Annotated in this window: 20 protein-coding genes; 12 read left to right on the plus strand and 8 right to left on the minus strand. The window is 60.8% G+C overall.

Going from position 1 to position 22,874, the window contains the following annotated elements:
• The first annotated feature begins 304 nt into the window (after window positions 1-304).
• The 4 genes from FHT84_RS25660 (at window position 305) to FHT84_RS25675 (ending at window position 5,228) form a co-directional block, all read left to right on the plus strand.
• A complete protein-coding gene (locus FHT84_RS25660; protein ID WP_183764915.1) occupies window positions 305-1,786 on the plus strand; it encodes a sugar ABC transporter ATP-binding protein in 1,482 nt (493 codons plus the stop codon).
• On the plus strand, window positions 1,786-2,817 hold the full coding sequence (locus tag FHT84_RS25665; protein ID WP_112342463.1) for an ABC transporter permease: 1,032 nt from the start codon (window positions 1,786-1,788) through the stop codon (window positions 2,815-2,817). Before FHT84_RS25660 ends, FHT84_RS25665 begins: the two co-directional genes overlap by 1 nt.
• Window positions 2,818-2,857: 40 nt before the next feature.
• Window positions 2,858-3,901, plus strand: a complete 1,044-nt coding sequence (locus FHT84_RS25670; protein WP_113249750.1) for a substrate-binding domain-containing protein — start codon at window positions 2,858-2,860, stop codon at window positions 3,899-3,901.
• A gap of 73 nt (window positions 3,902-3,974) precedes the next feature.
• Window positions 3,975-5,228, plus strand: a complete 1,254-nt coding sequence (locus FHT84_RS25675) for a hypothetical protein (protein ID WP_183764918.1) — start codon at window positions 3,975-3,977, stop codon at window positions 5,226-5,228.
• A gap of 75 nt (window positions 5,229-5,303) precedes the next feature.
• Here the strand turns inward: FHT84_RS25675 and mgrA are convergent, their stop codons facing one another.
• The 4 genes from mgrA to FHT84_RS25695 form a co-directional block, all read right to left on the minus strand.
• Complete coding sequence (mgrA, locus tag FHT84_RS25680) at window positions 5,304-6,347, minus strand: L-glyceraldehyde 3-phosphate reductase (RefSeq protein ID WP_112342466.1); 1,044 nt, start codon at window positions 6,345-6,347, stop codon at window positions 5,304-5,306.
• Window positions 6,348-6,676: 329 nt separating this feature from the next.
• Window positions 6,677-8,965, minus strand: coding sequence for a xanthine dehydrogenase family protein molybdopterin-binding subunit (locus FHT84_RS25685; protein ID WP_112342467.1), 2,289 nt, complete (start codon window positions 8,963-8,965; stop codon window positions 6,677-6,679).
• A complete protein-coding gene (locus tag FHT84_RS25690) occupies window positions 8,962-9,945 on the minus strand; it encodes a xanthine dehydrogenase family protein subunit M (RefSeq protein WP_112342512.1) in 984 nt (327 codons plus the stop codon). Before FHT84_RS25690 ends, FHT84_RS25685 begins: the two co-directional genes overlap by 4 nt.
• Window positions 9,945-10,418, minus strand: a complete 474-nt coding sequence (locus FHT84_RS25695) for a (2Fe-2S)-binding protein (protein WP_112342468.1) — start codon at window positions 10,416-10,418, stop codon at window positions 9,945-9,947. Before FHT84_RS25695 ends, FHT84_RS25690 begins: the two co-directional genes overlap by 1 nt.
• Before the next feature lie 537 nt (window positions 10,419-10,955).
• Between FHT84_RS25695 and FHT84_RS25700 the strand changes: the two genes are divergently transcribed.
• From FHT84_RS25700 to FHT84_RS25725, 6 genes are all read left to right on the plus strand, one after another.
• Complete coding sequence (locus FHT84_RS25700) at window positions 10,956-11,303, plus strand: NIPSNAP family protein (RefSeq protein ID WP_112342469.1); 348 nt, start codon at window positions 10,956-10,958, stop codon at window positions 11,301-11,303.
• A 184-nt stretch (window positions 11,304-11,487) separates the two neighbouring features.
• A complete protein-coding gene (locus FHT84_RS25705) occupies window positions 11,488-12,207 on the plus strand; it encodes a CDP-diacylglycerol diphosphatase (protein ID WP_112342470.1) in 720 nt (239 codons plus the stop codon).
• Between the two features lie 268 nt (window positions 12,208-12,475).
• Entirely contained in the window at window positions 12,476-12,937 is a 462-nt protein-coding gene (locus tag FHT84_RS25710; protein WP_112342471.1) for a (2Fe-2S)-binding protein, read from the plus strand.
• Complete coding sequence (locus FHT84_RS25715; protein WP_112342472.1) at window positions 12,934-15,198, plus strand: xanthine dehydrogenase family protein molybdopterin-binding subunit; 2,265 nt, start codon at window positions 12,934-12,936, stop codon at window positions 15,196-15,198. The genes FHT84_RS25710 and FHT84_RS25715 overlap by 4 nt, the downstream gene beginning before the upstream one ends.
• Window positions 15,199-15,324: 126 nt before the next feature.
• Window positions 15,325-16,674 (plus strand): cytochrome c, encoded by a 1,350-nt coding sequence (locus FHT84_RS25720; protein ID WP_112342473.1) that lies wholly within the window; start codon window positions 15,325-15,327, stop codon window positions 16,672-16,674.
• A gap of 55 nt (window positions 16,675-16,729) precedes the next feature.
• Window positions 16,730-17,323: a class I SAM-dependent methyltransferase gene (locus FHT84_RS25725; protein WP_112342474.1), complete on the plus strand. Its 594-nt coding sequence runs from the start codon at window positions 16,730-16,732 to the stop codon at window positions 17,321-17,323.
• A gap of 81 nt (window positions 17,324-17,404) precedes the next feature.
• On the opposite strand, the gene FHT84_RS25730 is transcribed toward FHT84_RS25725, so the two are convergent.
• Complete coding sequence (locus tag FHT84_RS25730) at window positions 17,405-18,592, minus strand: arabinose transporter (protein ID WP_112342513.1); 1,188 nt, start codon at window positions 18,590-18,592, stop codon at window positions 17,405-17,407.
• A gap of 192 nt (window positions 18,593-18,784) precedes the next feature.
• Window positions 18,785-19,417 (minus strand): TetR family transcriptional regulator, encoded by a 633-nt coding sequence (locus FHT84_RS25735; protein WP_112342514.1) that lies wholly within the window; start codon window positions 19,415-19,417, stop codon window positions 18,785-18,787.
• A gap of 57 nt (window positions 19,418-19,474) precedes the next feature.
• Between FHT84_RS25735 and FHT84_RS25740 the strand changes: the two genes are divergently transcribed.
• A complete protein-coding gene (locus tag FHT84_RS25740; protein WP_112342475.1) occupies window positions 19,475-20,695 on the plus strand; it encodes an adenylate/guanylate cyclase domain-containing protein in 1,221 nt (406 codons plus the stop codon).
• A 179-nt stretch (window positions 20,696-20,874) separates the two neighbouring features.
• A complete protein-coding gene (locus tag FHT84_RS25745) occupies window positions 20,875-21,552 on the plus strand; it encodes an O-methyltransferase (protein WP_112342476.1) in 678 nt (225 codons plus the stop codon).
• A gap of 112 nt (window positions 21,553-21,664) precedes the next feature.
• On the opposite strand, the gene FHT84_RS25750 is transcribed toward FHT84_RS25745, so the two are convergent.
• Together FHT84_RS25750 and FHT84_RS25755 are read right to left on the minus strand one after the other, a co-directional pair.
• Window positions 21,665-21,802 carry a hypothetical protein gene (locus FHT84_RS25750; protein ID WP_162736960.1) on the minus strand — a complete coding sequence of 46 codons (138 nt, stop codon included), beginning with the start codon at window positions 21,800-21,802 and terminating at the stop codon, window positions 21,665-21,667.
• 259 nt (window positions 21,803-22,061) lie between these two features.
• Window positions 22,062-22,808, minus strand: a complete 747-nt coding sequence (locus tag FHT84_RS25755; RefSeq protein WP_246698635.1) for a phosphatase PAP2 family protein — start codon at window positions 22,806-22,808, stop codon at window positions 22,062-22,064.
• Between the last annotated feature and the right edge of the window lie 66 nt (window positions 22,809-22,874).

Below are 22,874 nucleotides of genomic sequence, written 5' to 3' on the forward strand. Positions count from 1 at the left end.
GAAACCAATGCCGTCACGACTACGGAAATTCGCGATATCCGAGCTTTTATATTGTCTATAAAATTAGTAGACTAAAGGAAGGGTTTTTCAGCTCCCTTGGCATTTCGGACAAATTAAACTCACGCGCTGCAGAGCGGCATATTGTTTGATTGATCTCATTCCCAACCCACGGAGATCACCAGTAAACCTAAGCAAAACCAAATGAAAATTTATTCTATAGAATAAATCAACAAAGCAAGGCCGATCCTTGTGATTGGGCGGCAGTCGCTTACTGCTGTCGCAGACAATCATCGAGCCTGCACGCATGACCTTGCTGGATATTCAAAATCTCTCGCTTGCCTTCGGCTCGACGCAGGCCCTGGCGGGCGCGTCGCTCACCATCGACAGCGGCGAAGTCGTCGCGCTGATGGGAGCCAACGGCGCTGGGAAATCGACTTTGGTGAAAATCCTGTCGGGCATTCACCGCGCCGATTCAGGCAGGATCTTGTGGAACGGCAATGATTATCACGCCGACAGTCCAGCCGGGGCCGTAGCCCAAGGCATCGTCACCGTGCACCAATCCACTGACGTCGTCGGCGTGGCGGGCCTTTCGATGGCAGATGCCCTTCTGCTCAATCAATTCGTCGATGGACGACAGCCCTTCTTCCTGTCGAAGCGTACGGTGCGGCGAAAGGCGGCGACCATCCTTTCGGAAGCCGGTTTCGACCTGCCGCTCGATCGGGATTTCGGCGACCTCGGTACGGCGGACCGGCAGATGGTTGCCATTGCGCGAGCCCTCTCGAACAAGGCGCAGCTTCTGATCCTGGACGAGCCGACGGCAAGCCTTTCCGCACGCGAGACAGGGCGCCTTTACGATATCGTTCGCCAACTGAAAGCGCGCGGCCTCGGCATTCTCTATATCTCGCATCGAACCGCCGATCTCGATGCGCTGGCCGACCGCGTAGTCGTCCTGCGCGGCGGCCGCAATGTCGGTGACTTTACACGCCCCATCGATTTTAACGCTGCCATCGAAACCATGATCGGACGATCGATGACGGCCGCTCGTCCGCATCGCCGCGAACGGTTCGACCAAACCGTGCTGGAGCTTCAGGGCGTGCGGCTGCTTGCCGGCAGCCCGCCGATCGATCTCAAGCTTCATGCCGGCGAAGTCGTAGCGATTACCGGCGTTCTCGGCGCCGGCAAAAGCCGGCTTCTCTCGGCCCTTTTCGGCCTCGAACGCTTCGCTGCCGGCAACGCGCTGCTCGATGGCGCCCCCTTTGAGCCCGCCTCGCCCGCAGAGGCGATCGCGCGCGGCGTCGTCATGGCTGCCGCCGATCGGCATCGCTCCTCGCTGATGCCGCTGGACTGGCCGGGCGAAAGCATCGCCTCCACGATCAGCCTGCCGCACCTGAAGCAATGGTATCCATCGGGTTTCCTGTTTTCGGGGCGAGAGACTCGTGAGGGCGAAAAGGCCATTCGGCGCCTCGGCATCAAGGCGTCTGGTCCCGACGCATCCGTCTGGTCGCTTTCCGGCGGCAATCAGCAAAAGGTCGTGCTCGCGCGCTGGGAGGCGGAGCCGAGCCGCCTGCTGCTGCTCGACGAACCCTTCCAGGGTGTCGATGTCGGTGCCCGCCAGGACATTATCGCCGCCATCCGCGCCCATAGCGATCGCGCCACCCTGATTGCCACATCCGATCCGGAAGAGGCGCTCGAAGTCGCCGACCGGGTGGTGCTGATGGAGCATCACACACTGAAAGAGGTCGCTCACGCAAGTGACGGCGATCGGCAGAACGAGGAATATGCCTGATGAGTGAAGGAACCATCCAGATCCCCGAGGGAAAGGCAGTAGACGGCGCGATATCGCCACGTGAATTCGTACGGCGGGGGGCTGTATTTTTCCTCCTCCTTGCCCTCGTCATCATCTTCAGCCTCGCCCAGCCGGCCTTCATCAATATCAACAATCTGATGAGCATCCTGCAGGCGGTTTCGGTGGTCGCCATCATCGGCGCGGGCGTTACGGTGACGCTTGCCATCGGCGGCTTCGATCTTTCCGTCGGTGCGGTCGCCGCCTCGAGTGTCATGGCGGCGAGCTATGCCATGATCGTGCTCAATCTCAACGCCTACGAGACGGTGCCGCTGGTGCTCGCTTTCGGCGCGATCGTCGGGCTCGTCAATGCCTTGCTGATCGTTCGCCTGAAGGTACCGGATCTGCTCGCCACGCTCGCGACCATGTTTCTTTTGACCGGGCTGCAGCTGATCCCAACCGCCGGGCGCTCTATCTCCGTCGGCCTCATTCTTCCCGATGGAACGACGGCAACCGGCAAGGTTGACCCTGCCTTCCTGACGATCGGACGGTCGAGCCTGTTCGGCACCATTCCCTTCCCCGTCATCCTCATGCTGATCGTCGCCTTCGTGCTCTACGTCCTCACGGAGCGCACACGCCTTGGCCGCCTTCTCTATGCGACCGGCGGCAATGAAGCCGCGACCAGGCTCGCCGGCGCCAATATCGCCCGCCTGAAGACCTTTGCCTACGTGCTTTCGGGCACTCTCGCCTCGCTTGGCGGCATCATCGTCGCTGCCCGTGTCGGACGTGGCGACGTCTCCTCCGGCGCCTCGCTGCTGATGGATTCCGTGGCAGCCTCGCTCATTGGCTTTGCCGTGCTGGGACTGCGCCGCCCCAACGTTCTCGGCACGACGATCGGCGCCGTCTTCGTCGGCGTGCTTCTGAACGGGCTGACGATGCTGAATGCGCCCTATTACACGCAGGACTTCATCAAGGGCGCCGTTCTCGTCGGTGCGCTTGCACTTACCTATGGGATCAGCCGCAGCAAGGCGTGATCCCGGCATCCGTCCCAACTCGACACTCAATGGATTTTCAATGATCAAATTATTCAAAGCCATCGCTTCGGCCATTGTCGCCGGCTCGCTTTTCATGACCTCGGCATCGGCGGCAGGCCTCAGCGGCGCGCCCGCTCCCTTCGACAAGAGGACCGTCAATATTGCTGTCGTCAGCTTCCTGGGCAGCGGCGACTGGCTGCAGGCCTTCGAGGCCGGTGTCAAGCGGCAGGCGGATGCGCTTGGCGTCAACCTCACCGTCTCCCAGGCCCGCAATGACAACGACACGCAGCGCAATCTCGTCGAGCAGGCGATCAATCTCGGTGTCGACGGCATCATCATCAACAATGGCCGCCCCGAAGTCCTGAAGGATGTCGCGCAGAAGGCGCTCGACAAAGGCATCAAGGTCGTCGCCTATGACGTCAACCTCGACGATCCGCAAATTCCGCAGATCGAACAGAGCGACAGGGATATGGCCAAGCTCGTGCTTGACCAGGCCGTGAAGGATAAGGGTGACGGGTTCACCGGCGGTGCCGTCTACGTTGCCGGTTTTGCGCCGCTCGACCGCCGCTATGCGGGGTGGAAGGATTTCATTGTCAAGCACAATCTGAAGGAAAAGGCCGTCTGGGGCGTGGTCAATGACACCGTGCCTGCTTCCGTGGCCGACCAGACCAAGGCCGTCCTGCGCGCCAATCCGGATATTTCGGTGATCTTTACGCCGTGGGATGAGTTTGCCAAGGGCGTGAAGCTCGCCATCGACGAGCTCGGCCTTTCCGGCCAGGTGAAGATCTATGGTGTCGACACCTCGACTGCCGATATCCAGCTGATGGTCGAGCCGGACAGCGCCTGGGTCGCTACCGCTGCCACGAACGCTGCCGTCGTCGGCGAAGTTTCCGTTCGCGCCGTTTCGCTTGCCATTGCCGGCCAGTCCCCGGGCCGCTCCGTTCTTCTGCAGCCGACGCTCATCACGCGTGACGATCTCATCAACAACAAGATCGGCACGATCGAAGAACTGCAGCAGAAATTCCCGGCCTTCCTGAAGAGCGATGCCGCAACAGCCAGCTGGATTCCGGCGGCTAAGAACTGAGCCTTATCAATTGCTTTCACAGGCGCCGCCCCTACGGGCGGCCCTTTTCATTCCCCTGAGCGTGAGACGTCCCATGGCATCGACCGATCTGCCTGAACCCGACTTTGCCCGCAACATGAAACTGATCGGCCATAGCGATATCGGCGGCCGCGGCGATGGCTTGCAGCTGATGGTTCATCGAGGCTACGCCTATGTCGCCCATCCCTGGTCGCAGGGCCTCTCGATCGTCGACGTGCGCGACCCGAAGAACCCGCAGACGGTCAATTACGTGCCGGCGCCGGCAAATACCTGGAACATCCATCTGCAGACGCATGACGACCTGCTGCTGGTCATCAACGCGCTCGACCTCTTTGCCGACGTGGAAACCTTCACGGACGAGAAGGCCTATTACACGCAATCCGTCGGCGAGACAGTCGCCTCCAGAAAACGTGAGCGCGCCTGGACCGCGGGCATGAGCGTGTTCGATATCTCCATTCCCAACCGTCCGCGCAAGATCGGCCAGTTGGATGTCGAAGGCGTCGGCTTTCATAGGCTGTGGTATGTCGGCGGCCGCTATGCCTGTGCCTCGGCGCTGCTCGACGGCTTTACCGACTATATCTTCGTCACTATCGACATGGCCGATCCAACCAGGCCCGAACTTGTCGGCCGGTGGTGGCTTCCCGGCATGAACAAGGCGGCGGGAGAAACGCCGGATTGGGGCGAAGGTAAGCGTTATGCCCTGCACCATGCACTTGTCCATGGCGACACCGCCTATGCCTGCTGGCGCGACGGCGGATTGACGCTTCTCGACGTCAAGGATCATTCCGCCCCCCGGCTCATCAAGCACCATAACTGGTGCCCGCCCTATGGCGGCGGCACGCATTCGCCGCTGCCGCTTCCCGGCCGCGATCTTCTTGTCGTTGCGGATGAAGCCGTGCTGGACAAGGAGGAAGACGGCCGCAAGCATACCTGGGTCTTCGACATCCGCGTGCCCGAAAATCCGATCAGCGTCTCGACCTTCCCGATCCCGGCCGAAATAGATTACGCGAAGAAGGGCGGTCATTTCGGACCGCACAATCTGCATGAAAACCGGCCCGGCTCGTTCGTCTCCGAAACCCTGATCTTTGCGACTTGGCAGAATGCCGGCATTCGCGCCTTCGACATTTCCGACCCCTATCATCCTGTCGAAACCGGCGCTCTCGTGCCGGCGGGGCCGACTGTCATGACCGACCGCCGTCCCGGCCGGCCGAAGGTCATCCAGTCCGCCGACGTCTTCGTTGACGCCAATGGCCTGATCTATGCGACGGATTACAATGCCGGACTTGAGATCATCGAATATGGCGGCTGAGGAACAGCCTGCCCTCAGCCTGCTATTCATCGCAAGGCAATCTGCCCGACATCTCGGGCAGATGCTGCCGTCGTATCAGACGGCCTCGTCGTGCGAGGGCTTTTCCCAAAGATTGATACCGCCTTCGACGGCATAACGATCGATCTCGGCGAGCTCCTCCGGGCTGAATGTGAGATCGTTCAGGGCGGCCACGTTTTCCTCGACCTGACGTGCCGAGCTTGCACCAATCAGGGCCGACGTCACCCGTGGATCCCTGAGAACCCAAGCGATGGCAAGCTGGGCCAGCGACTGGCCGCGACGCTTGGCGATCTCGTTGAGCGCCCGGGCGCGATCGATATTCTCCTCTTTCAAATGCTCAGGGCGCAGGAAGTCCCCACCCGGCCGATTGACGCGGGCATCCTCCGGAACGCCGTTGAGATACTTGTTGGTGAGCAGGCCCTGAGCGAGCGGCGTGAAGGCGATGATACCGGCTCCGACTTCGTCCGAGGCGGCAAGCAAATCCTTCTCGACCCAGCGATTGAAGAGATTATAGGCCGGCTGATTGATCAGGAGCGGCACCTGACGTTCCTTCAGGAGTGCTGCGATTTCGCGCGTCTTGTTGCCGGAATAAGACGATACGCCGACATAAAGCGCCTTGCCCTGCCGGACCGCCTGGGCAAGTGCGTCGGCCGTTTCTTCCAGCGGCGTCTCCGCATCGAAGCGATGGGAATAAAAGATATCGACATAGTCGACGCCAAGCCGGGTCAGGCTCTGGTCAAGGCTGGCAAGCAGCGCCTGCTTCGATCCGCCGCCACGGCCATAGGGACCCGGCCACATGTCCCAGCCTGCCTTGGAGGAGATGATCAGCTCGTCGCGATAAGCGGCCAGATCCTGTCTCAGGATATGACCGAAATTGATCTCTGCGCTTCCCGCAGGCGGGCCGTAATTGTTAGCGAGATCGAAGTGCGTGATGCCGAGATCGAACGCCTTGAACAGGATCGACCTTTGCGTATCGAGAGGCGTCGTATCGCCGAAATTGTGCCAGAGGCCGAAAGAGATGGCGGGCAATTTGAGGCCGCTTCGACCGACGCGGCGGAAATGGGCCGAGTCATAGCGTTCCGGATCGGGGCGGTAGGTCATGAATTGTCTTCCTGTCGATCAAATTATGCGAGGTAGCGACGCGGACAACACAGCTTCGGCTCTGGCCTTGCTGTGGTCACCCTCGCTCGGGGCACAGAATGGCAGAGAGGCTATCGATGAGAAGCCAATCCATATTTTTTATCGACGAGAGAGGAGAAGTTTTTTCCAGGGTGCTGACTGAGCGCATCGAGAATGCGCCAGAGTCGTTCCCACGTCCTGGTAAGATTGCAGGAAAATCTGCGGCCGCTCGTTCGCTCAAATCGGAACTGGCTCAACCTCGAAAAATTCGAGCCGCACGCTTTGCGCAATGCGGCTCGAACCTTCTGCCCTTAGAGCAGCTTTTCCAATGTGATCGGCAGGTCGCGAACGCGCTTGCCGGTGGCATGGAACACGGCATTGGCAATCGCCGGCGCCACACCGACGATGCCCACCTCGCCGACGCCCTTGCCGCCAAGCGCCGAGGCGTTGAAATCCGGCACGCCGACGGAGATCACCTGGATATCCGGGATGTCGGAATTCGTCGGCACGAGGTAATCGCCGACATTGTTGTTGATGGTGCGCCCGTTGCGCTGATCGATAAGCCCTTCTTCGAGAAGTGCCTGGCCGATGCCCATGATGATGCCGCCGCGCCACTGGCTTTCGACCAGCCGCGGATTATAGAGCCGGCCGCAGTCGAAGGCGGAGACCATGCGGGAGACGCGCACCGTGCCGAAATCCTCGTCGACCCGAACTTCGGCAAAATGGGCGCACCAGCTATGCATCGAATAGTCGCCCATGGTCGGCCCTTGAACTCTAGCCATGGTGGTCCAGGCCTGAAGCTGCTCCTGTGCGTTTGTACCGTCAGGCAGGGTATTGCGCCGGACTTCGATCTCCTCACGTTTCAGTGCGGACATCAGTTCGGCAAGCGTCAGCGATGGCGTCTCGCCGCGCGGTGCCACGATGCGCCCTTCGGCGAAATTCAGCGTATTCGCGCCCGTATCGCGGAAGGGCGAGTTGGCATCGCTGAGTGCAAGGCCGATGAGCTCGTCGCGCGCCGCGACCGCAGCCTTATGGACGGCTCCCATGATCGATCCGGCCAGCATCGAGCCGCCGGCGATCGCCGAACCCGGTAGCCGTGAGTCGCCGAGATAGACCTCGACCTGATCCACAGGAATGCCGAAGACCTCAGCGGCACTCTGGGCAAGGATCGTATAGGTGCCCTGCCCCATGTCGATGGCGCCACTGACGACCTCGACCCGGCCGTTCGCGAGAATACGGATCATTGCCTCGCTCGGTGCCCGGATGACGGGGAAGGTGCCGCAGCCAATGCCCCAGCCGACCAGCGTCTTGCCATCTCGCATCGAGCGCGGCGCGTGGCTGCGCTTCGACCAGCCGAAGGCTTCAGCACCCTCGGTCAAGGCTTCGCGCAGCCGGCGCGTCGACCATGGTTTGCCGGACTGGTAATCGTGATCGGCATAGTTCTTCAGCCTGAGCTCGAGCGGATCCATGCCGAGCTTGTAGGCCAGTTCCTCGATCGCGCATTCGATGCCGTAGGCGCTCGGGTTCTTGCCCGGACCGCGCAAGGCGCCGGGCGTCACGCTGTTGACCGGCACGACACGATGCTGCGAGGAGAAATTCTCGACCTTGTAAAGGATCGAGGTTGCCGCCCCCGTCTGCTCCGGCCAGTCGGCATCGAGCGAGGTTTCGCTGGCACCGCGATGGACGATCGCCTGCAGGATGCCATCCTTCGTCGCGCCGAGCGCGATTTTCTGCCTGGTCGCGGCGCGCCCGCCATAGCTGGTGAAATTCTGCGGGCGGGTGACCGCAAGTTTCACCGGCCGGCCTAGCTTTCTTGCCGCCGCGACGGCAACCGCGCCATAGGCAAGCGGCATCCCTTTCGATCCGAAGCCGCCGCCGATGAAAGGCGAGATAATGCGGACATTCTCATAGGGCATGTCGAACCATTCGGAATACATGCGCGCCATGCCATGCGACCATTGGCTCGGCTCCCAGATCGTCAGTTGGTCGCCATCCCACTTCGCCGTCAGACCATGCGGCTCCATCGCGACGTGATATTCGCGCGGCGTCGAATATTCCGCTTCGATCCTAACGGGGGATGCGGCAAGTGCTGCCTCGGCATCGCCCCAGGCAACCGAGAGCGGCTCCATCAGCTTGCCTTCGCCGGCATTCGGATCGTTGAGATCGGCGACGTGCTCGCTCTCTTCGTAGGTAATGTGGATCAGCCCAGCCGCCTCCGTTGCCTGCTCGCGGCTTTCAGCGACCACGGCGGCGATCGACTGACCGTTGAACTGCACCTTGCGCGGCAGCGGATAATAGGGACCTTCAACGGGCTTGTTGCCGCCCCAGTCGGCGCCGAGCTTAAGGCCGAGGTCGTCCTCCGGCGTCAGCACCAGAAGTACGCCCGGCATTGCGAGTGCGGCCGACATGTCGACTTTGACGACACGCCCGGCCGGGATCGTGCTCTGGACAAGGACGGCGTAAGCGAGGTTCTCGACAGGATATTCCAGCGCATAGGTCGCCGTTCCCGTCACCTTCATATTGCCTTCGAAGCGCGACTGACGACCGCCGACCGTACCATCGGAAGCATCGCCATGTTTGCGGGGTTCCATCATGGTCATGCAAGACCTCCCATCTTCAGAATGGCGCGGGCGATGACGCGCGGCGCGAGTTCGATCTTGTAACGGTTGCCGCCATGCGCGACGGCGCCCTCCATCGCGAGACGGCTGGCCTTCTCCACGAGTTCAGCATCAAGAGCCTTACCGATCAGCGCCTGCTCGACGACATGCGCCCGCCAGGGCTTGGTGGCGACGCCGCCAATTGCCACGCGGATATCGCGGATCGTCCTGCCGTCGGATTCAAGCTCCAGACCGACTGCGGCACTCGCAGCAGCAAATTCATAGGATTGCCGATCGCGGATCTTGAGGTAGGTGGAGTTCCGGGCCGCGGCGGAGGCAGGAATAGTGACGGTAGTGATGATTTCGCCGCGCTTCAGGACGGTTTCCTTGTCCGGCGTATCGCCGGGCGGAAGGAAGAAATCGTCGACGGTGACCTTGCGGCTATCCGTCTCCACCACGGCGTCGAATGCGGCCAGAGCGACCGCCAAATCGCCTGGATAGGACGCGATGCATGCCTGGCTCGTTCCGAGCACGGCGTGGTTGCGCGTGATACCGCCGATCGCCGCGCAGCCGGAACCGGGCTTGCGCTTGTTGCAGGCGGAAAAGGTGCCCGGATCGCGGAAGTAGGGACAGCGCGTTCGTTGCAGAAGATTGCCGCCGATCGTTGCCATGTTTCGGAGCTGGGCGGACGCGGCCAATGCCAGCGATTCCGAGACCGCCGGAAATGCTGTGCGGATAGCCTCATGGTCGGCGACCTCGCTCATTCTGGCAAGCGCGCCAATCCTGGCACCGGCCGCATCGACCGCAATGCCGCTCATGCCGGAAATATGGGTGACGTCGATGACTGCGTCAGGCTCGCTCACCCCGCATTTGGCGAGATCGAGCAGCGTCGTGCCGCCGGCAAGGATCATCGCGCCGGCCTGTTGCGCCGCCTGGCCGGCTTCGGCCGCAGATGTGGCGCGCAGATAGGAAAAGTTTCGCATCATGCCACCTCCGCCGCCTGGCGCACGGCCGCAACGATGTTGTTATAGGCCCCGCACCGACAGAGATTGCCGGACATATATTCGCGAATCTCGGCGTCGGAACCGGCATGTCCCTCGCGAATGCAGGCAACCGCCGACATGATCTGGCCCGGCGTGCAATAGCCGCACTGGAAGGCGTCGTGTTCGATGAACGCAGCCTGCACCGGATGCAGATCCCCCGCGTCTCCGGCCAACCCCTCGATGGTCGTAATCTCGCGGCCTTCCACCTGCGCAGCCAGCGTCAGACAGGAGAGCACGCGCTTGCCGTCGACATGGCAGGTACAGGCGCCGCACTGGCCCTGATCGCAGCCCTTTTTGGTGCCCGTGAGCGAGAGGTGTTCACGCAGTGCATCGAGCAGGGTGACGCGCGGTTCGAGGTCAAGCTCGCGGCGCTGCCCATTGATGTCGAGTGCGATATGGATGGTTCGTGTCATGATAAGGCTCCTGCCATCGTCACGAAAATGAGACCTACGAAAACTAGTAGAGTTTGTTCGTTGGTCTACCGGTTGCTCTATGATTTTTCAGGAAGGCGAATTGCCAGCATGTCCTCACAATAGCCGGCTCATCGGAATTAGACGCGGAACGCCACCTATAAACGGAGGCGCCTCCGTTTAAAGTACCGCCTCGTTTGTTTTCGTCAAGCCCCGACATTCGGGCGACTTGGACCGATCGAGATGAAGGATAGGCGGGAGGTGGGCCGAAAGAGCCTCTGCTGTTTGTCCTCGGTTGCCCCACTGGGTGCCGGTGGGATAAGGGGATCGATCAACGCCCCTCCCGGTCCATCAACTCACTTGAAAAATAAAGCGCATCTCTGTTATGCTCAAATTGAGCAATAGTAATCCAGATCATGGGAACACATTTCGATTCACCACTAAAAGGAATCACAGCCTACTGTTATCGCTCAGCTATTTCAAATTGGCCCCTGAGGGACGGCCCCGGCCTGTTCCGAATTCACTCAACGAGGATTTTCTATGATCCATGAAATGCGCATCTATACTTGCTTGCCCGGCAAGCTGCCAGCGCTCCAGGAGCGTTTCGAAATGGCGACGCTGGCGATCTGGGACCGGCTCGGCATCCGTCCCCTCGGTTTCTGGACGACGATGGTCGGGCCCTCCAGCAACGACCTCATCTATTTCCTCGAATGGCAATCGCTGGAGGAGCGCGAGCGGAAATGGGCGGAATTCCTGGCTGATCCGGCCTGGAAGGAGGCCAGGGCGAAAAGCGAAGCGCCGGGCCAGATCGTCGCCAATATCGCCAGTTCGATCCTGCAGCCGACTGGATTCTTTCGCCCCTTTATCTCCGTCGACGCCGATGGCTGAAGACGGATAGAGGATTAATGGGCGGCCTTACGTGAGGATGAAGCGGAACAGATATGCAGTGGGATGCGGTCCTGATTTGACGCGCAACGGCCGTCAAGCCGTCACATCGGCCTAATAGGCCTATGCTAAGCCGTCCGAAATTTGGAAAAATGCCGAATTGTTTGAACCAGGGAAATTTCACGCCATGACTTTCTCTCGCCGCGTTGCCGCTCTTGCCGCATCATTTCTTCCCTTCCTTTTCGCACCGGCCTTTGCCGATTCCGACGTGCTGTGGAAGATCGTGCATGACAAATGCGTCGTGCAGACTGCGCCCTGCCTTTCGGTGAACACGGCCGAGCATTACGCAATGCTGAAGGATCTGCGGGGGGTTGCGCAATTTCTCCTGATTCCGACCGATAAGATCACCGGAATCGAAAGTGCCGATCTTCTCGATCCGGCGACGCCTAACTTCTTTGCCGATGCCTGGGCCGAACAGGGCGATGTCGATTCTCGCCTGCCGCGCCCCGTCCCGCGCGATGGCATGAGCCTCGCTGTCAACGCGCTGCAGGCCCGCTCGCAGAACCAGCTGCATATCCATATCGATTGTTTGAGCGCCGATGCACGGGCCGCCCTGAAGGCGGACGCCGACAAGATCGGAACGGACTGGGCGCCCCTTCCCGATGCGATTGCCGGCCATAAGTTCGCGGCGATCCGTGTCAAGGGCGAGACATTGGGCGATTTCAATCCGTTCCTGGCTCTCGCCAAAACATTGAAGCACCCTGCAAAGGAAATGGGCGATCACAATCTCGTGGTGACCGGCGCCAATTTCGCCGATGGCCCCGGCTTTATCGTGTTGACGGACGTGGCGCTGCCCGGCATGGGCGGGGAAGACGTACAGGATCACAGCTGCGCGATCATGCATTAAAAACAAGGAGATGCCGCCTTCAAGGCCTCTGATGCGAGTTGGCCGCTGGGACACCGCTTCCCGTTAATCGGGAGCGAGCGGCTGATTTATGAAGCCAGCCTCTAATAGCTATCACGATTCACCTACTAATCTTTTAGGGGAAATGAATTCAGTGTTATAGTCCCGGGTTGTGAGCCTGAGTCACGCGTCATCCGCTTGTTGAGCATTCAGATCATCGCACGGCGCCTGGCATGGAAGGTTCACGATCGAAAGCCTCAGGAGGCGCTTCATGAATCTTCAGATCAATAGCCAGTCATATCAGGTCAACTCGGACGGAGACACGCCGCTCCTTTGGATCATCCGCGACGAGCTCGGCATGACTGGCACGAAATACGGCTGCGGGCTGGCGCAATGCGGCGCCTGTTCGGTTCTTGTCGATGGAGAGGTAGTGCGCTCATGCGTGACGCCGCTCGATAGCGTTGTCGGTCGCCAGATCACGACGATCGAAGCGATCGAAACGGACCCCGTCGGCAAGCGGGTGGTCGCTGCCTGGGTCAAGCATCAGGTTCCGCAATGCGGCTACTGTCAATCGGGGCAGGTCGTCGCGGCAACGGCACTTCTTAAACAGACACCCAATCCCTCCGATGACGAGATCGCCGCGGCGATGATCAACCTCTGTCGGTGCGGAACCTACAACGCGATTGAAGCGGCGGTCAAAGACCTCTCCTCGAAAGAAGGAGAAACGCTATGACCGAGACCAGCCGCAATCTCGTTCCGGAAGATGAATTCCCGACCGGATCTCCGGTCAATATCTCGCGCCGGCATTTTCTCCTGACCTCCGCCGGGGCCGCAGCGGGTGCCTTCGTGCTCGGCTTCGGCGTTCCGGTCGGCCGCGCACGCGCCCAGCAGACCGCAACCGCCATGCCGCCCGGCACGCGCGTTCCGGCATTCCTCGAAATCCGTCCGGACAACGCCATCCGCTTCATGAGCCCCTTCGTCGAAGGCGGCCAGGGCGTCTTCACGGCGATGGCTCAGATCGTCGGCGAGGAGCTCGACGCCGATCCGAAAAGCTTCGTCGTCGAAAATGCCCCGACAGGCAGCGACTATCTGGTCGTGCATGGCAAGATGCGCATTACCGGCGGCAGCATGTCGGTGCGCACCAGCTATGAGACCATGCGCCGGCTCGGCGCACTGGCGCGCAACATGATCCTGCAAGCCGCCGCCAAGCGCCTGGATGCGCCGATTGCCGAGCTGACCACCGAGCCCGGCCGCGTAATCCATGCCGCATCGGGACGCAGCCTTGCCTATGGCGACATCGCTGCCGAGGCGCTGGATCTGCCGGTTCCCGCTCCCGAGAGCGTAACGCTTCGGGACCCGAGCAAATTCCGCTGGATCGGCAAACCGGTCGAGCGGCTGGACATGCACGACAAATCGACCGGCAAGGCGGTCTACGCCATAGACTGCAAAGTCGACGGCATGCTGCATGCCGCCGTCCAGCACGCCCCGCGCCTTGGCCTGACCATCGGCAGGATCCGTAATGAGGATCAGCTCAAGGCAATGCCGGGCGTGCATTCCGTCCACAGCCTGCCCGGTGCCGTCGCCGTCGTTGCCGAACGCTGGTGGAATGCCAAGCGGGCAGCGGAGGCTGCTCAGGTCGATTGGCGTGAACCCGGCCCGGATGCAAATCCCGCCTTCCGCTATATGCCGGCGGATTTCTCGACCGCAGCCTTCAACGACAGGCTCGCCAACGAGCCCGGCAACGGCAAAGAGGCGGAGAATGTCGGCGACATCGCCAAAGCGTTCGATGCCGCCAAGACCGTCGTTTCGGCCACTTACAAGAGCCAGTATCTTCATCACGCGCAGCTGGAGCCGCCGTCCACACTGGCGCGATTCAATCCGGATGGCAGCCTGGAAGTCTGGATGCCAAATCAAGCGCCCGAACAATTCCAGGCCGATATCGCCAAGCTGACCGGGCTTGAATCATCAAAGGTGACGGTACACAGTCCCATCCTGGGTGGCTTCTTCGGACGACATTTCCTCTATCCGTCCGCCAATCCCTATCCGCAGGCCATCCAGCTTGCAAAGGACGTCGGGCGGCCGATCAAGCTCATCTGGAGCCGCGAGGAGGAGTTTCTGCGCGATCCGCTGCGCCCGATGGCAGCCGTGCGCTTCCGCGGAGCGCTCGACGCCAGCGGCATGCCGGTCGCGCTCGAGGCCATCAGCGCCTGCGAAGGGCCGACGGAAGGCGTTTTCGGCCACAAGGAGGATTCGCTCGATCCAACGGCTCTTGAGGGCCTGACCGGAAAATCCTATGCCATCCCGAACTACCGTATCGCTCAGATCTATGTGAAAAACCCGACGATGCTTGCCTACTGGCGCTCGGTCGGCAACTCCATGAACGACTTCTTCTATGAGACATTCCTGGACGAACTGGCCGACAAGGGCGGGCAGGATCCCTACGAGATGCGCCTCAAACTGCTGCAGAAGAACGAGCGGCTGAGCAATCTCTTGAAAGCCGTCGGCGATCTCTCCGGCGGCTGGAAGCGGGGTCCCTTCACCGCGGACGATGGTTCAAAGCGGGCGCGGGGCGTCGCCATGGCCTCTCCCTTCGGCAGTCATACGGCGGCGATCGCCGAAGTCTCCATCCGCAACGGACAGGTGGTTGTGCACGACGTCTGGGAAGCCATCGATCCCGGCAGCATCGTCAATCCGGCGATCATCGAGGCACAGGTCAATTCGGCAACCGCGCTCGGAATATCGCAGGTGCTGATGGAGGAAGCCGTCTACAAGAACGGCGAGCCGGTGGCGCGCAACTATGACCTCTATCCGATCTTGCCGCCAGACCGCATGGCCCGCGTCCACGTCCGCATCGTCGAAAGCGGGGCGGAGATGGGCGGCATCGGCGAGCCGGGGCTGCCAGCCATCCCGCCGGCGGTCGCCAATGCGGTTTCGACGCTGACGGGCAAGCGGATACGCAGCATGCCTCTCTCCAACTACACCTTTGAAAGCTGAGGCGCGGCAAACGCTGCGCCAGGCACAATTCCGGCTCTCGGCCCACTCCGGTCCGAGAGCCGGCGTGCTTGGCTCCTTCAAACAGCCGAGTCCGAAATCCCGAAGCAAAGACATGAGGGCACATTCTTGAAGAGATTTCTTCTGGTTCTTCTTTTGATTGTCGTGCTTGTGGCCGGCGGCGTCGCGTGGTTCGTAACCCGCAAGCCGGCATCTCCCTTCGATAGCGTCGCCGCGGTGCAGACACCTTCACAGGAGCTGCTCCAACATGGCGAGTATGTCGCGCGCCTGGGGGACTGCGTTGCCTGTCACAGCACACCGAAGAGCGCACCCTTTGCCGGCGGCCTGGAAATGGGAACGCCGCTCGGCGCGATCTTTGCGACCAACATAACGCCGGACAAGGAAACCGGCATAGGCGACTATACGCTGGCCGATTTCGACCGCGCCGTCCGCCAGGGCATTGCACGCGACGGACATCGCCTCTATCCGGCAATGCCCTACCCCTCCTATGTGAAAATGAGCGACGACGATATCCGCGCGCTCTACGCCTATTTCATGAACAGGGTCGAGCCCGTTCGCCAGGCGAACAAACCTTCCGAAATCCAATGGCCGATGAACATGCGTTGGCCGCTTGCGCTCTGGAATGCGGTCTTTACCGAAAGCGGAGCCTATCAGCCTAAAGCCGCCGGTGACGATCGGTGGAATCGAGGCGCCTATCTCGTCCAGGGACCGGGCCATTGCGGCAGCTGTCACACGCCGCGCGCGATCACCATGGCGGAAAAAGCGCTCGATGAAAGCAGCCCGCTCTATCTTTCCGGCGCCCTTCTCGACGGATGGTATGCCCCGAGCCTGCGCGGCGATCCGAATACAGGCCTCGGCCGATGGACCGAAGAGGACATATACGCCTTTCTCAAGACCGGCCGAAACGGCCATGCCGTCGTCTTCGGCTCCATGGCCGATGCCTTCAACAATTCGACCCAGTTCATGACCGATGACGATCTCAGATCCATCAGCCATTATCTGAAGTCCTTGCCAGGCGACCCGGCACGCGACGGTACCCCCTGGCAATATGACGAAGCTACGGCCAAGGACGTCGCCCTGCCTGCCCGTCAGCAAGTGCCCGGTGCCCAGACATTCGTCGCGAAATGCAGCTTCTGCCATGGCATCGATGGTCGCGGAAAGGAACAATGGATCCCGCCGCTGGCCGGCTCCGCCGCATCGCTCGCAAAGGAAAACGCCTCTCAGATCAACGTGACGCTGAACGGCTCCAGCCGCGTCGTGGCGAACGGCATTCCGGACGCCTATCGCATGCCGCCATTCAGGCAGCAGCTTTCGGACCAGCAGATCGCCGATGTCCTGACCTTCGTTCGGTCCTCCTGGGGAAACCGCGGCGGGGCGGTCGCGCCTGTTGACGTGAAATCCCTGCGCGAGCATACCGATCCGGCAAGCAGCAGCCCCATCATATTGCAGATGCGGTAGCTCGGGCTGCATGCCAGCCGGCTGCGATCAACTCAACCCCTTGCGGAGGCCCGTCATGGGTGAAGCATTTCCGGCCACATCGATGCCCGACCGCGACTGGTGGTCGGCGCTTTGGCCCGATCCGCAAGGCATGCTCCGAGCGCTCGGTATCACGCCGGGCATGACGGTTCTCGATCTGTGTTGCGGCGATGGATACTTTACGGCGCCGCTGGCGAAACTCGTCGAAGGAAAGGTCTATGCGCTCGATCTGGATGAAAGCATGATCGAGATGGCGAGAGCGGAAACCGCGCGACAAAGGGTATCCGTGCAAAAATGGATTCACGCCGACGCGCTTGATGTGGCAGGACATCTTCCCGAAAAGATCGATTATGTTCTGATGGCAAACACGTTCCATGGCGTTCCCGATCAGCTTGCCCTCGTTCGTGCCGTCCGTTCCGTGCTTGCTGCAGAGGGATTGTTCGGCATCGTCAACTGGAAGGCGCAGCCGCGCGAGGAAACCACGGTACTTGGACAGCCGCGCGGGCCGAAGAGCGAGATGCGCATGCCGCCTGCAACGCTCGCTGCCATCGTCGAAGCCGGTGACTTCATAGCGCAAGCTACGGTCGAGCTGCCGCCCTATCACTATGGCGTCGTTTTTCGCGCTCTGTAGCTGCTTCTCGATCTTTACTCTTGACGAACGGTTCCACGCGGCAATGGCTGATCCCCACCGGAGGTGGGGACCAGATGCGGCTTAGTTAAACGCGGCGGCCCGCGCCCTGCGAAGCGAGAATGCGATCAATAGGCCGCCGGCCGCGCTGACGGTCCCTGCCAAGAAGACGCTGCCATAACCGGCTTTGTCGGCCAGCATGCCAGCCAGCGGCCCGGTCAGCCCATAGGCAAGATCCTGGAAGGCCGAGAAACCACCAAGTGCAGTGCCGCGCAGATGCGGGTCCACCAGCCGGACGACCTCCCGACCCATGGCCGGGAAGATCATCGAGCATCCGAGCCCCGTCAGAAATGCACCAACCAGCGCAAGAATGGGATCGTTTGCATTCCAGATCAGGAATTGGCCGATCGCTTCGATGGAAAGCGACATGGCTGCAACAGGCAAACCGCCGAGACGATCCGGCAGATGACCGAAGAGCAGGCGCACCAGCACGAAGCCACCACCAAAGGCGGTCAGGCCCAGTCCGGCATAGTTCCAGCCGCGATCGTGGAAATACAGCGTGAAAAAGGCGCCGATCGCCGCAAAGCCTATACCCTGCAGGCACACGATGGATCCATGCAGCCATATAAGATTGATGACGCTCCAGAGCGGTGGCCGCTTCGCCCCGGGATGTGGCGCAACGCCGGGAATATGGGAGATCGCCAGCAGTCCCAGGAAGGGAAGAGCGGCACTGATCCCCATTGCGCCGGCAAAGCCGAACCGATCGAGCAGTACCAGCCCGATGGGACCGCCGACAGCAAGAGCGCCGTAGATCGCGGCCCCGACCAGGGCGAGGACCCTGCCCGAACGCGCAGGCCCGACGAAACCGATGCCCCAGGCGATCACGCCGACGGCGACAAGGCTTTCACCCAGGCCAAGAAGCAGGCGGCCGGCAAGAAGAAGCAGAAATGACGGTATCGTCGCAGCAACGATCAGGCCGGCGGCCAGTGATATCAGAGCGCCGGCCATGTAGAATGCCAGCCCTCGAACGACTGCAACTTTGGCGCCCCGATGGTCGGAAAGACTACCGGCGTAGCCGCGTGTCAGAATGGTCGCAAGAAAGGCAATGCCGACGCCGAGCCCGGCCCAGACATTGCCGAGCTTCAACTGCTCGGTCACGTAGATCGGCACGATCGGAAATGTCATGCCGACGCAAAGATAGGAGATAAAGAGAATGACGCTCAGCAGCAGAAGGCGACCGCGCGCCGGATCATGTGTCGATTGAAAAGCCATGATGGTCTCCAGGCTTTCCTCGATCGGCGAAGGCACAACAAAACGCACTCCGACCATCGAGGATCGTTGAGTGCGTTGCTTGACGTCAAACGCTTACGGCCAGCGGAACCGGCTGGTTTTTCCAATAGGCGCTTGTCGAAAGGGTGTCAACACAGCGTTGTGCCTGAGCGCGCAACCATGCTGCACCGCCTCTCATCGACGCTTGAGGCTTTCGATATAGGCGCAGAACATGTCCGCCATGGCATCACCATAGGCCTCGATCTCCTGCGCTGTTTGCTGGCTCTCCGAAAGCTGTTTTCCCGTCGCACTGAGCGTCGTCGCGATCAAGTCCGCCGCCAGGATGCGGACCGCATCATCAACCTGTGGCAAGGCTTCGCGCATGAACTGCTGCAGGATACGGTCTCCGGATGACCTCGCCTCATGCGCTTCCGGTGCGTCGCGATAAAGCGGCGCTGCGTCGTTAAGCGCGACACGCATGGCGGCCTCCTCGCATTCGGAGCGGATGAATGCATGGACGAGAGCGCGCAATCGGTCCAGCGGCGGCGTCGCGGCGTCTTCCAGGATGCGGCGCAGTAGGTCCGACGTCTGCCGCCATTCGTCACTCTGCAGACGGAAGAGGATCGCCGCCTTATTGGGGAAATATTGATACAAGGATCCGACGCTGACGCCGGCCTTTTCGGCAACGCGTGCCGTGGTGAAACGCTGGGCGCCCTCCTTTGCCAAAACCTGAGCCGCGGCACTCAGGATTGCGGAAACGAGTTCGGTCGAGCGAACCTGCTTCGGCTGCTTTCGCGAGGAAATCCGGGCTCTTGGACGATCCGTCATATCGATGCCTGCCAATGCGAATAGGAAAGCTGACGAATTAATCGTATTTTGCGTCCCATGCAAACCGAAGAACATGGCGATGAAAGCAACGGACCGGTAACGAGGTCGATCGAGGCCGAAACCCTGGCAAAGACGTTCTCGCGCGTGAGCCGAGAGCTGGTGGAAGCAGCACTCGCCGGCGCAAGCGACTCGGAGCTCGTCATTCTCCTCGGCCGCACGCTGAATGGCGTGGGTCTCGATATTTCGACGATCGAGGTCGCCTGTGATGCCGTCGATCCGGAGAGAGCACAGCATTTCATTCGCTGGCGGCGAGACGGCGAAGGCACCGAAGACGATATCCTTGCCGGCAAGATCTTCGCTGCCATGCTGGAGGAGGATGCAACGGTTCTCCGTCTTAATGCCAGCAGCGGCCGCCTCGCATCCATTCCGCACGGCGGAACAACTGACGCCATAGCCTTTGCCAATTATCTTGCCCCAGATATCACGCTCGGTTTCTTCGACGACGTGATGAGCCTGCTCATCACCGACCGCCCCGGCGGATTTTCAATGTCGGAGATAGAGCTGCTGCACCTCGTGACGCCGGTTTTCGCACTTGCTATCGGAGCCCGATTGAATGCCGCTGCCGCGCGCGTCCTGTTGCAGACCTATCTCGGGCGCAATGCTGCAACCGCCTTGCTCGACGGCCGCGTGGGTCTTGGCGAGGTCGAGCAAATTCGGGCGATCGTGATCTATTGCGACCTGTTCCAGTTCACCTCGCTGACCGAGCGACTGGATCCCCGGTCTCTCATCGATCATCTCAATCTGTTCTTCGAGACGATGACCCGGCCTGTGTCCGGCGCCGGCGGTCAGGTGTCCGGCCATGTCGGCGACGCCGTCGTCATGTTCTTCCCCATTCCGGACGCCGGAAGCGAACAGCCGCTCTGTGCCGCCGCGGTAAAAGCCGCGCTGGAAGGGCTGCGGGCACTGGAGCTCGTCAATGCCATGCCGTCGAGAAAGACGGCGCCGCCATTACGGGCGCGGATCGGCATCGATATCGGCGAAGTCGTCCACGGCAACATCGGTTCGGCGGGCAGATTTTCGTTTGCGATCATCGGGACGCCAGTAAACCGTTCGGCCCGATTGCAGGCGCTGGCCAAGGAGCTGGACGCAGTCATGCTGATGACAGCTGATATCGCCGAGGCAGCCGGCGTCCAATGCAGGTCTTTCGGCAGCCACGCGCTGAGGGGCTTCGACCATCCGGTCAATATCGTCGGCTTCGATGTCTCCGATGCCTCCTGAAATGCGAATGGCTGCGCCGGAGAAATTGCGCTCGCATGGTCAGGGGTGTCTATTTTTCGATGTATTTTCAAATGGATACGATCACTCCACACGTAGCATCGGTCAACGCGATTAGAAAATGCGATGAATTATTCGTATTTTCGCCGCAAGCAGAAACCTCAGCTCTGAACGGAGAGAACATGACCACACTGACGAATCCCCCGCTCGCTCCATTGCTCAATCGCCTGTTCGAGGAAGCGGAGGCTGCGTCGCCGGCAACAACGCCATCGGTTGCCGCTTACTGGAGCGGCCTCTCCAGCGAGGAGCGCGCGCGTCTGGTGCGCAGCAAGACCGACTATCTCGATTTCTACGCTCGGCTGAAGGACATTCCGCTCGCCATCTCGCGGGAGGCAGGTAGCTTGCTCTATATGCTGGCGCGCAGCACCGGTGCCCGGACCATCGTGGAATTTGGGACCTCCTTCGGCATCTCCACCCTCCATCTTGCCGCCGCGCTGCGGGACAATGGCGGTGGGCGCCTCATTACCACCGAATTCGAGCCCTCCAAGGTGGCGCGGGCACGGGAAAATCTGGCAGGCGCCGGCCTAATCGATCTCGTGGAGATCCGGGAAGGCGATGCCCTGCAGACGTTGAGTTCCGGCCTACCGGATACTATCGACCTGCTGCTCCTCGATGGCGCCAAGGCGCTCTATCCCGACATTCTGAAGCTGGTGGAGAGCCATTTCAGGCCGGGAGCCCTCGTGCTTGCCGACAATGCAGACTTCTGCCCCGATTATCTGACCTGGGTGCGCTCGCCGACAAGCGGATACATGTCCGTAGCTTTCGGCGAGGATATTGAACTGTCCATGTGGCTCGGCTGACGCCGTGCACAGTGCAAGCGCGCCCCTAGCGCGCCTGCAACATCCACGCCCGCTTCACCGCCGCATACGGAGACGGCTTTCACACCCGTATGTTGCGTTTGCACTGCGGCCGTCATGCCGCCGTATGAATGACCTTGAACTGCGAACGCCTGTAGAAAACCAGCATTTCCCGCTCGAAACTTTCCACGGCGAGCACGACCCATGGCTCGAAGTGGCCGTTGCGAGCGCCCGCCCTTCTTCGGCGATCCATGTCGAGCATTCCACGTAATGCCCAATCTACCAAGACCATCCCATCACTCTCACCCTGTCGGCCCCATGAACCATCCGGCGCTCGACCTTCGTCGCATCCGCCGGCATGCCAACAGTAAATAAGTAAACCCTGATCGATGGAAAGGTGAACAAACGTTGTATTAAGGTCTGTAACATGCGTTCTGTCAGTATCACCTATTCCGGCGACAATAATGCTCGCCCGCCCTGCCCAACGGCGAAAGAGAAACGCAAAAGACGGCTTACCGGAACATGAAGCGCGTTACGAAGCGATCGATCGCCCGCGAGTTCGCTTCCACCCAGCGCCAGATCAGCGCCATGCCCAACATGGTCAGAAGCCAGCCGAGCATCACATCCGACAGGAAATGAGCACCGAAAATGACGCGGTTGAACGCCACGAACAACAGGCACGGCGTCAGAAGCAGCGCGGCAATCCACCTGCCTCCGGCGGGCACGAAAACCAGCAGCGAAAGCCCGGCGGCAGCCGCCGCAGCCTCCCCGGAAGGGAAAGAGCAATTGCGAGAACAGGCGGCCGAGAACTGCCATACCGGGGTGAAATCCGCAATGCCGCCGAACTCGATGAGATCGCGCGGACGCACGCGTCCGATTGCGACTTTCAACGTCTGCACGATCAGGAGCGGCCCGGCGGCAAAACTCAAAAGCACGAACAAGGGCTTGTGCGGAGGGCAGAAACGAAGCCGCCTCGGCAGGAAGACATGGAGAATGACAATCACCGCCATGGTGCAGAGAAGGTAAGATTGGCTTTGGCGGCTGATGTCCCGTACCGCCTTCAGGAAGGGATTCTCCGCAAGCCAGAACACCTGCCCATGAGCGAACAGGCGTGCAACGGCAAGATCGAGTTTGGGAAAGACTACGAAGACAAAACTGGTCCAGACGATCATCATGCCGATGACCGCAAGCTCTCCATCCGTGGTCGCGCCGGTCTCCGATCTGCCCGAACGCCCGGACGCGGAATTCCAAGAATACAATGCAAATTTCCACATGCCATATCTCCCGAGGCGGAACGGCGGCAATCTGAATCGCGATTGTCAAGA

It is taken from the genome of Rhizobium sp. BK289, from assembly GCF_014193575.1.
Classification (GTDB): domain Bacteria; phylum Pseudomonadota; class Alphaproteobacteria; order Rhizobiales; family Rhizobiaceae; genus Rhizobium; species Rhizobium tropici_C.

Excerpts from the sequence above, each read along its gene's own strand:
- FHT84_RS25670 (WP_113249750.1), top strand. The coding sequence starts at position 2,858 with ATGATCAAATTATTCAAAGCCATCGCTTCGGCCATTGTCGCCGGCTCG.
- FHT84_RS25715 (WP_112342472.1), top strand. The coding sequence starts at position 12,934 with ATGACCGAGACCAGCCGCAATCTCGTTCCGGAAGATGAATTCCCGACC.
- FHT84_RS25735 (WP_112342514.1), bottom strand. The coding sequence starts at position 19,417 with ATGACGGATCGTCCAAGAGCCCGGATTTCCTCGCGAAAGCAGCCGAAG.
- FHT84_RS25700 (WP_112342469.1), top strand. The coding sequence starts at position 10,956 with ATGATCCATGAAATGCGCATCTATACTTGCTTGCCCGGCAAGCTGCCA.
- FHT84_RS25745 (WP_112342476.1), top strand. The coding sequence starts at position 20,875 with ATGACCACACTGACGAATCCCCCGCTCGCTCCATTGCTCAATCGCCTG.
- FHT84_RS25690 (WP_112342512.1), bottom strand. The coding sequence starts at position 9,945 with ATGCGAAACTTTTCCTATCTGCGCGCCACATCTGCGGCCGAAGCCGGC.
- FHT84_RS25685 (WP_112342467.1), bottom strand. The coding sequence starts at position 8,965 with ATGACCATGATGGAACCCCGCAAACATGGCGATGCTTCCGATGGTACG.
- FHT84_RS25660 (WP_183764915.1), top strand. The coding sequence starts at position 305 with ATGACCTTGCTGGATATTCAAAATCTCTCGCTTGCCTTCGGCTCGACG.
- FHT84_RS25675 (WP_183764918.1), top strand. The coding sequence starts at position 3,975 with ATGGCATCGACCGATCTGCCTGAACCCGACTTTGCCCGCAACATGAAA.
- FHT84_RS25665 (WP_112342463.1), top strand. The coding sequence starts at position 1,786 with ATGAGTGAAGGAACCATCCAGATCCCCGAGGGAAAGGCAGTAGACGGC.
- FHT84_RS25695 (WP_112342468.1), bottom strand. The coding sequence starts at position 10,418 with ATGACACGAACCATCCATATCGCACTCGACATCAATGGGCAGCGCCGC.
- FHT84_RS25710 (WP_112342471.1), top strand. The coding sequence starts at position 12,476 with ATGAATCTTCAGATCAATAGCCAGTCATATCAGGTCAACTCGGACGGA.
- FHT84_RS25750 (WP_162736960.1), bottom strand. The coding sequence starts at position 21,802 with ATGGATCGCCGAAGAAGGGCGGGCGCTCGCAACGGCCACTTCGAGCCA.
- FHT84_RS25705 (WP_112342470.1), top strand. The coding sequence starts at position 11,488 with ATGACTTTCTCTCGCCGCGTTGCCGCTCTTGCCGCATCATTTCTTCCC.
- mgrA (WP_112342466.1), bottom strand. The coding sequence starts at position 6,347 with ATGACCTACCGCCCCGATCCGGAACGCTATGACTCGGCCCATTTCCGC.
- FHT84_RS25730 (WP_112342513.1), bottom strand. The coding sequence starts at position 18,592 with ATGGCTTTTCAATCGACACATGATCCGGCGCGCGGTCGCCTTCTGCTG.
- FHT84_RS25725 (WP_112342474.1), top strand. The coding sequence starts at position 16,730 with ATGGGTGAAGCATTTCCGGCCACATCGATGCCCGACCGCGACTGGTGG.
- FHT84_RS25740 (WP_112342475.1), top strand. The coding sequence starts at position 19,475 with ATGCAAACCGAAGAACATGGCGATGAAAGCAACGGACCGGTAACGAGG.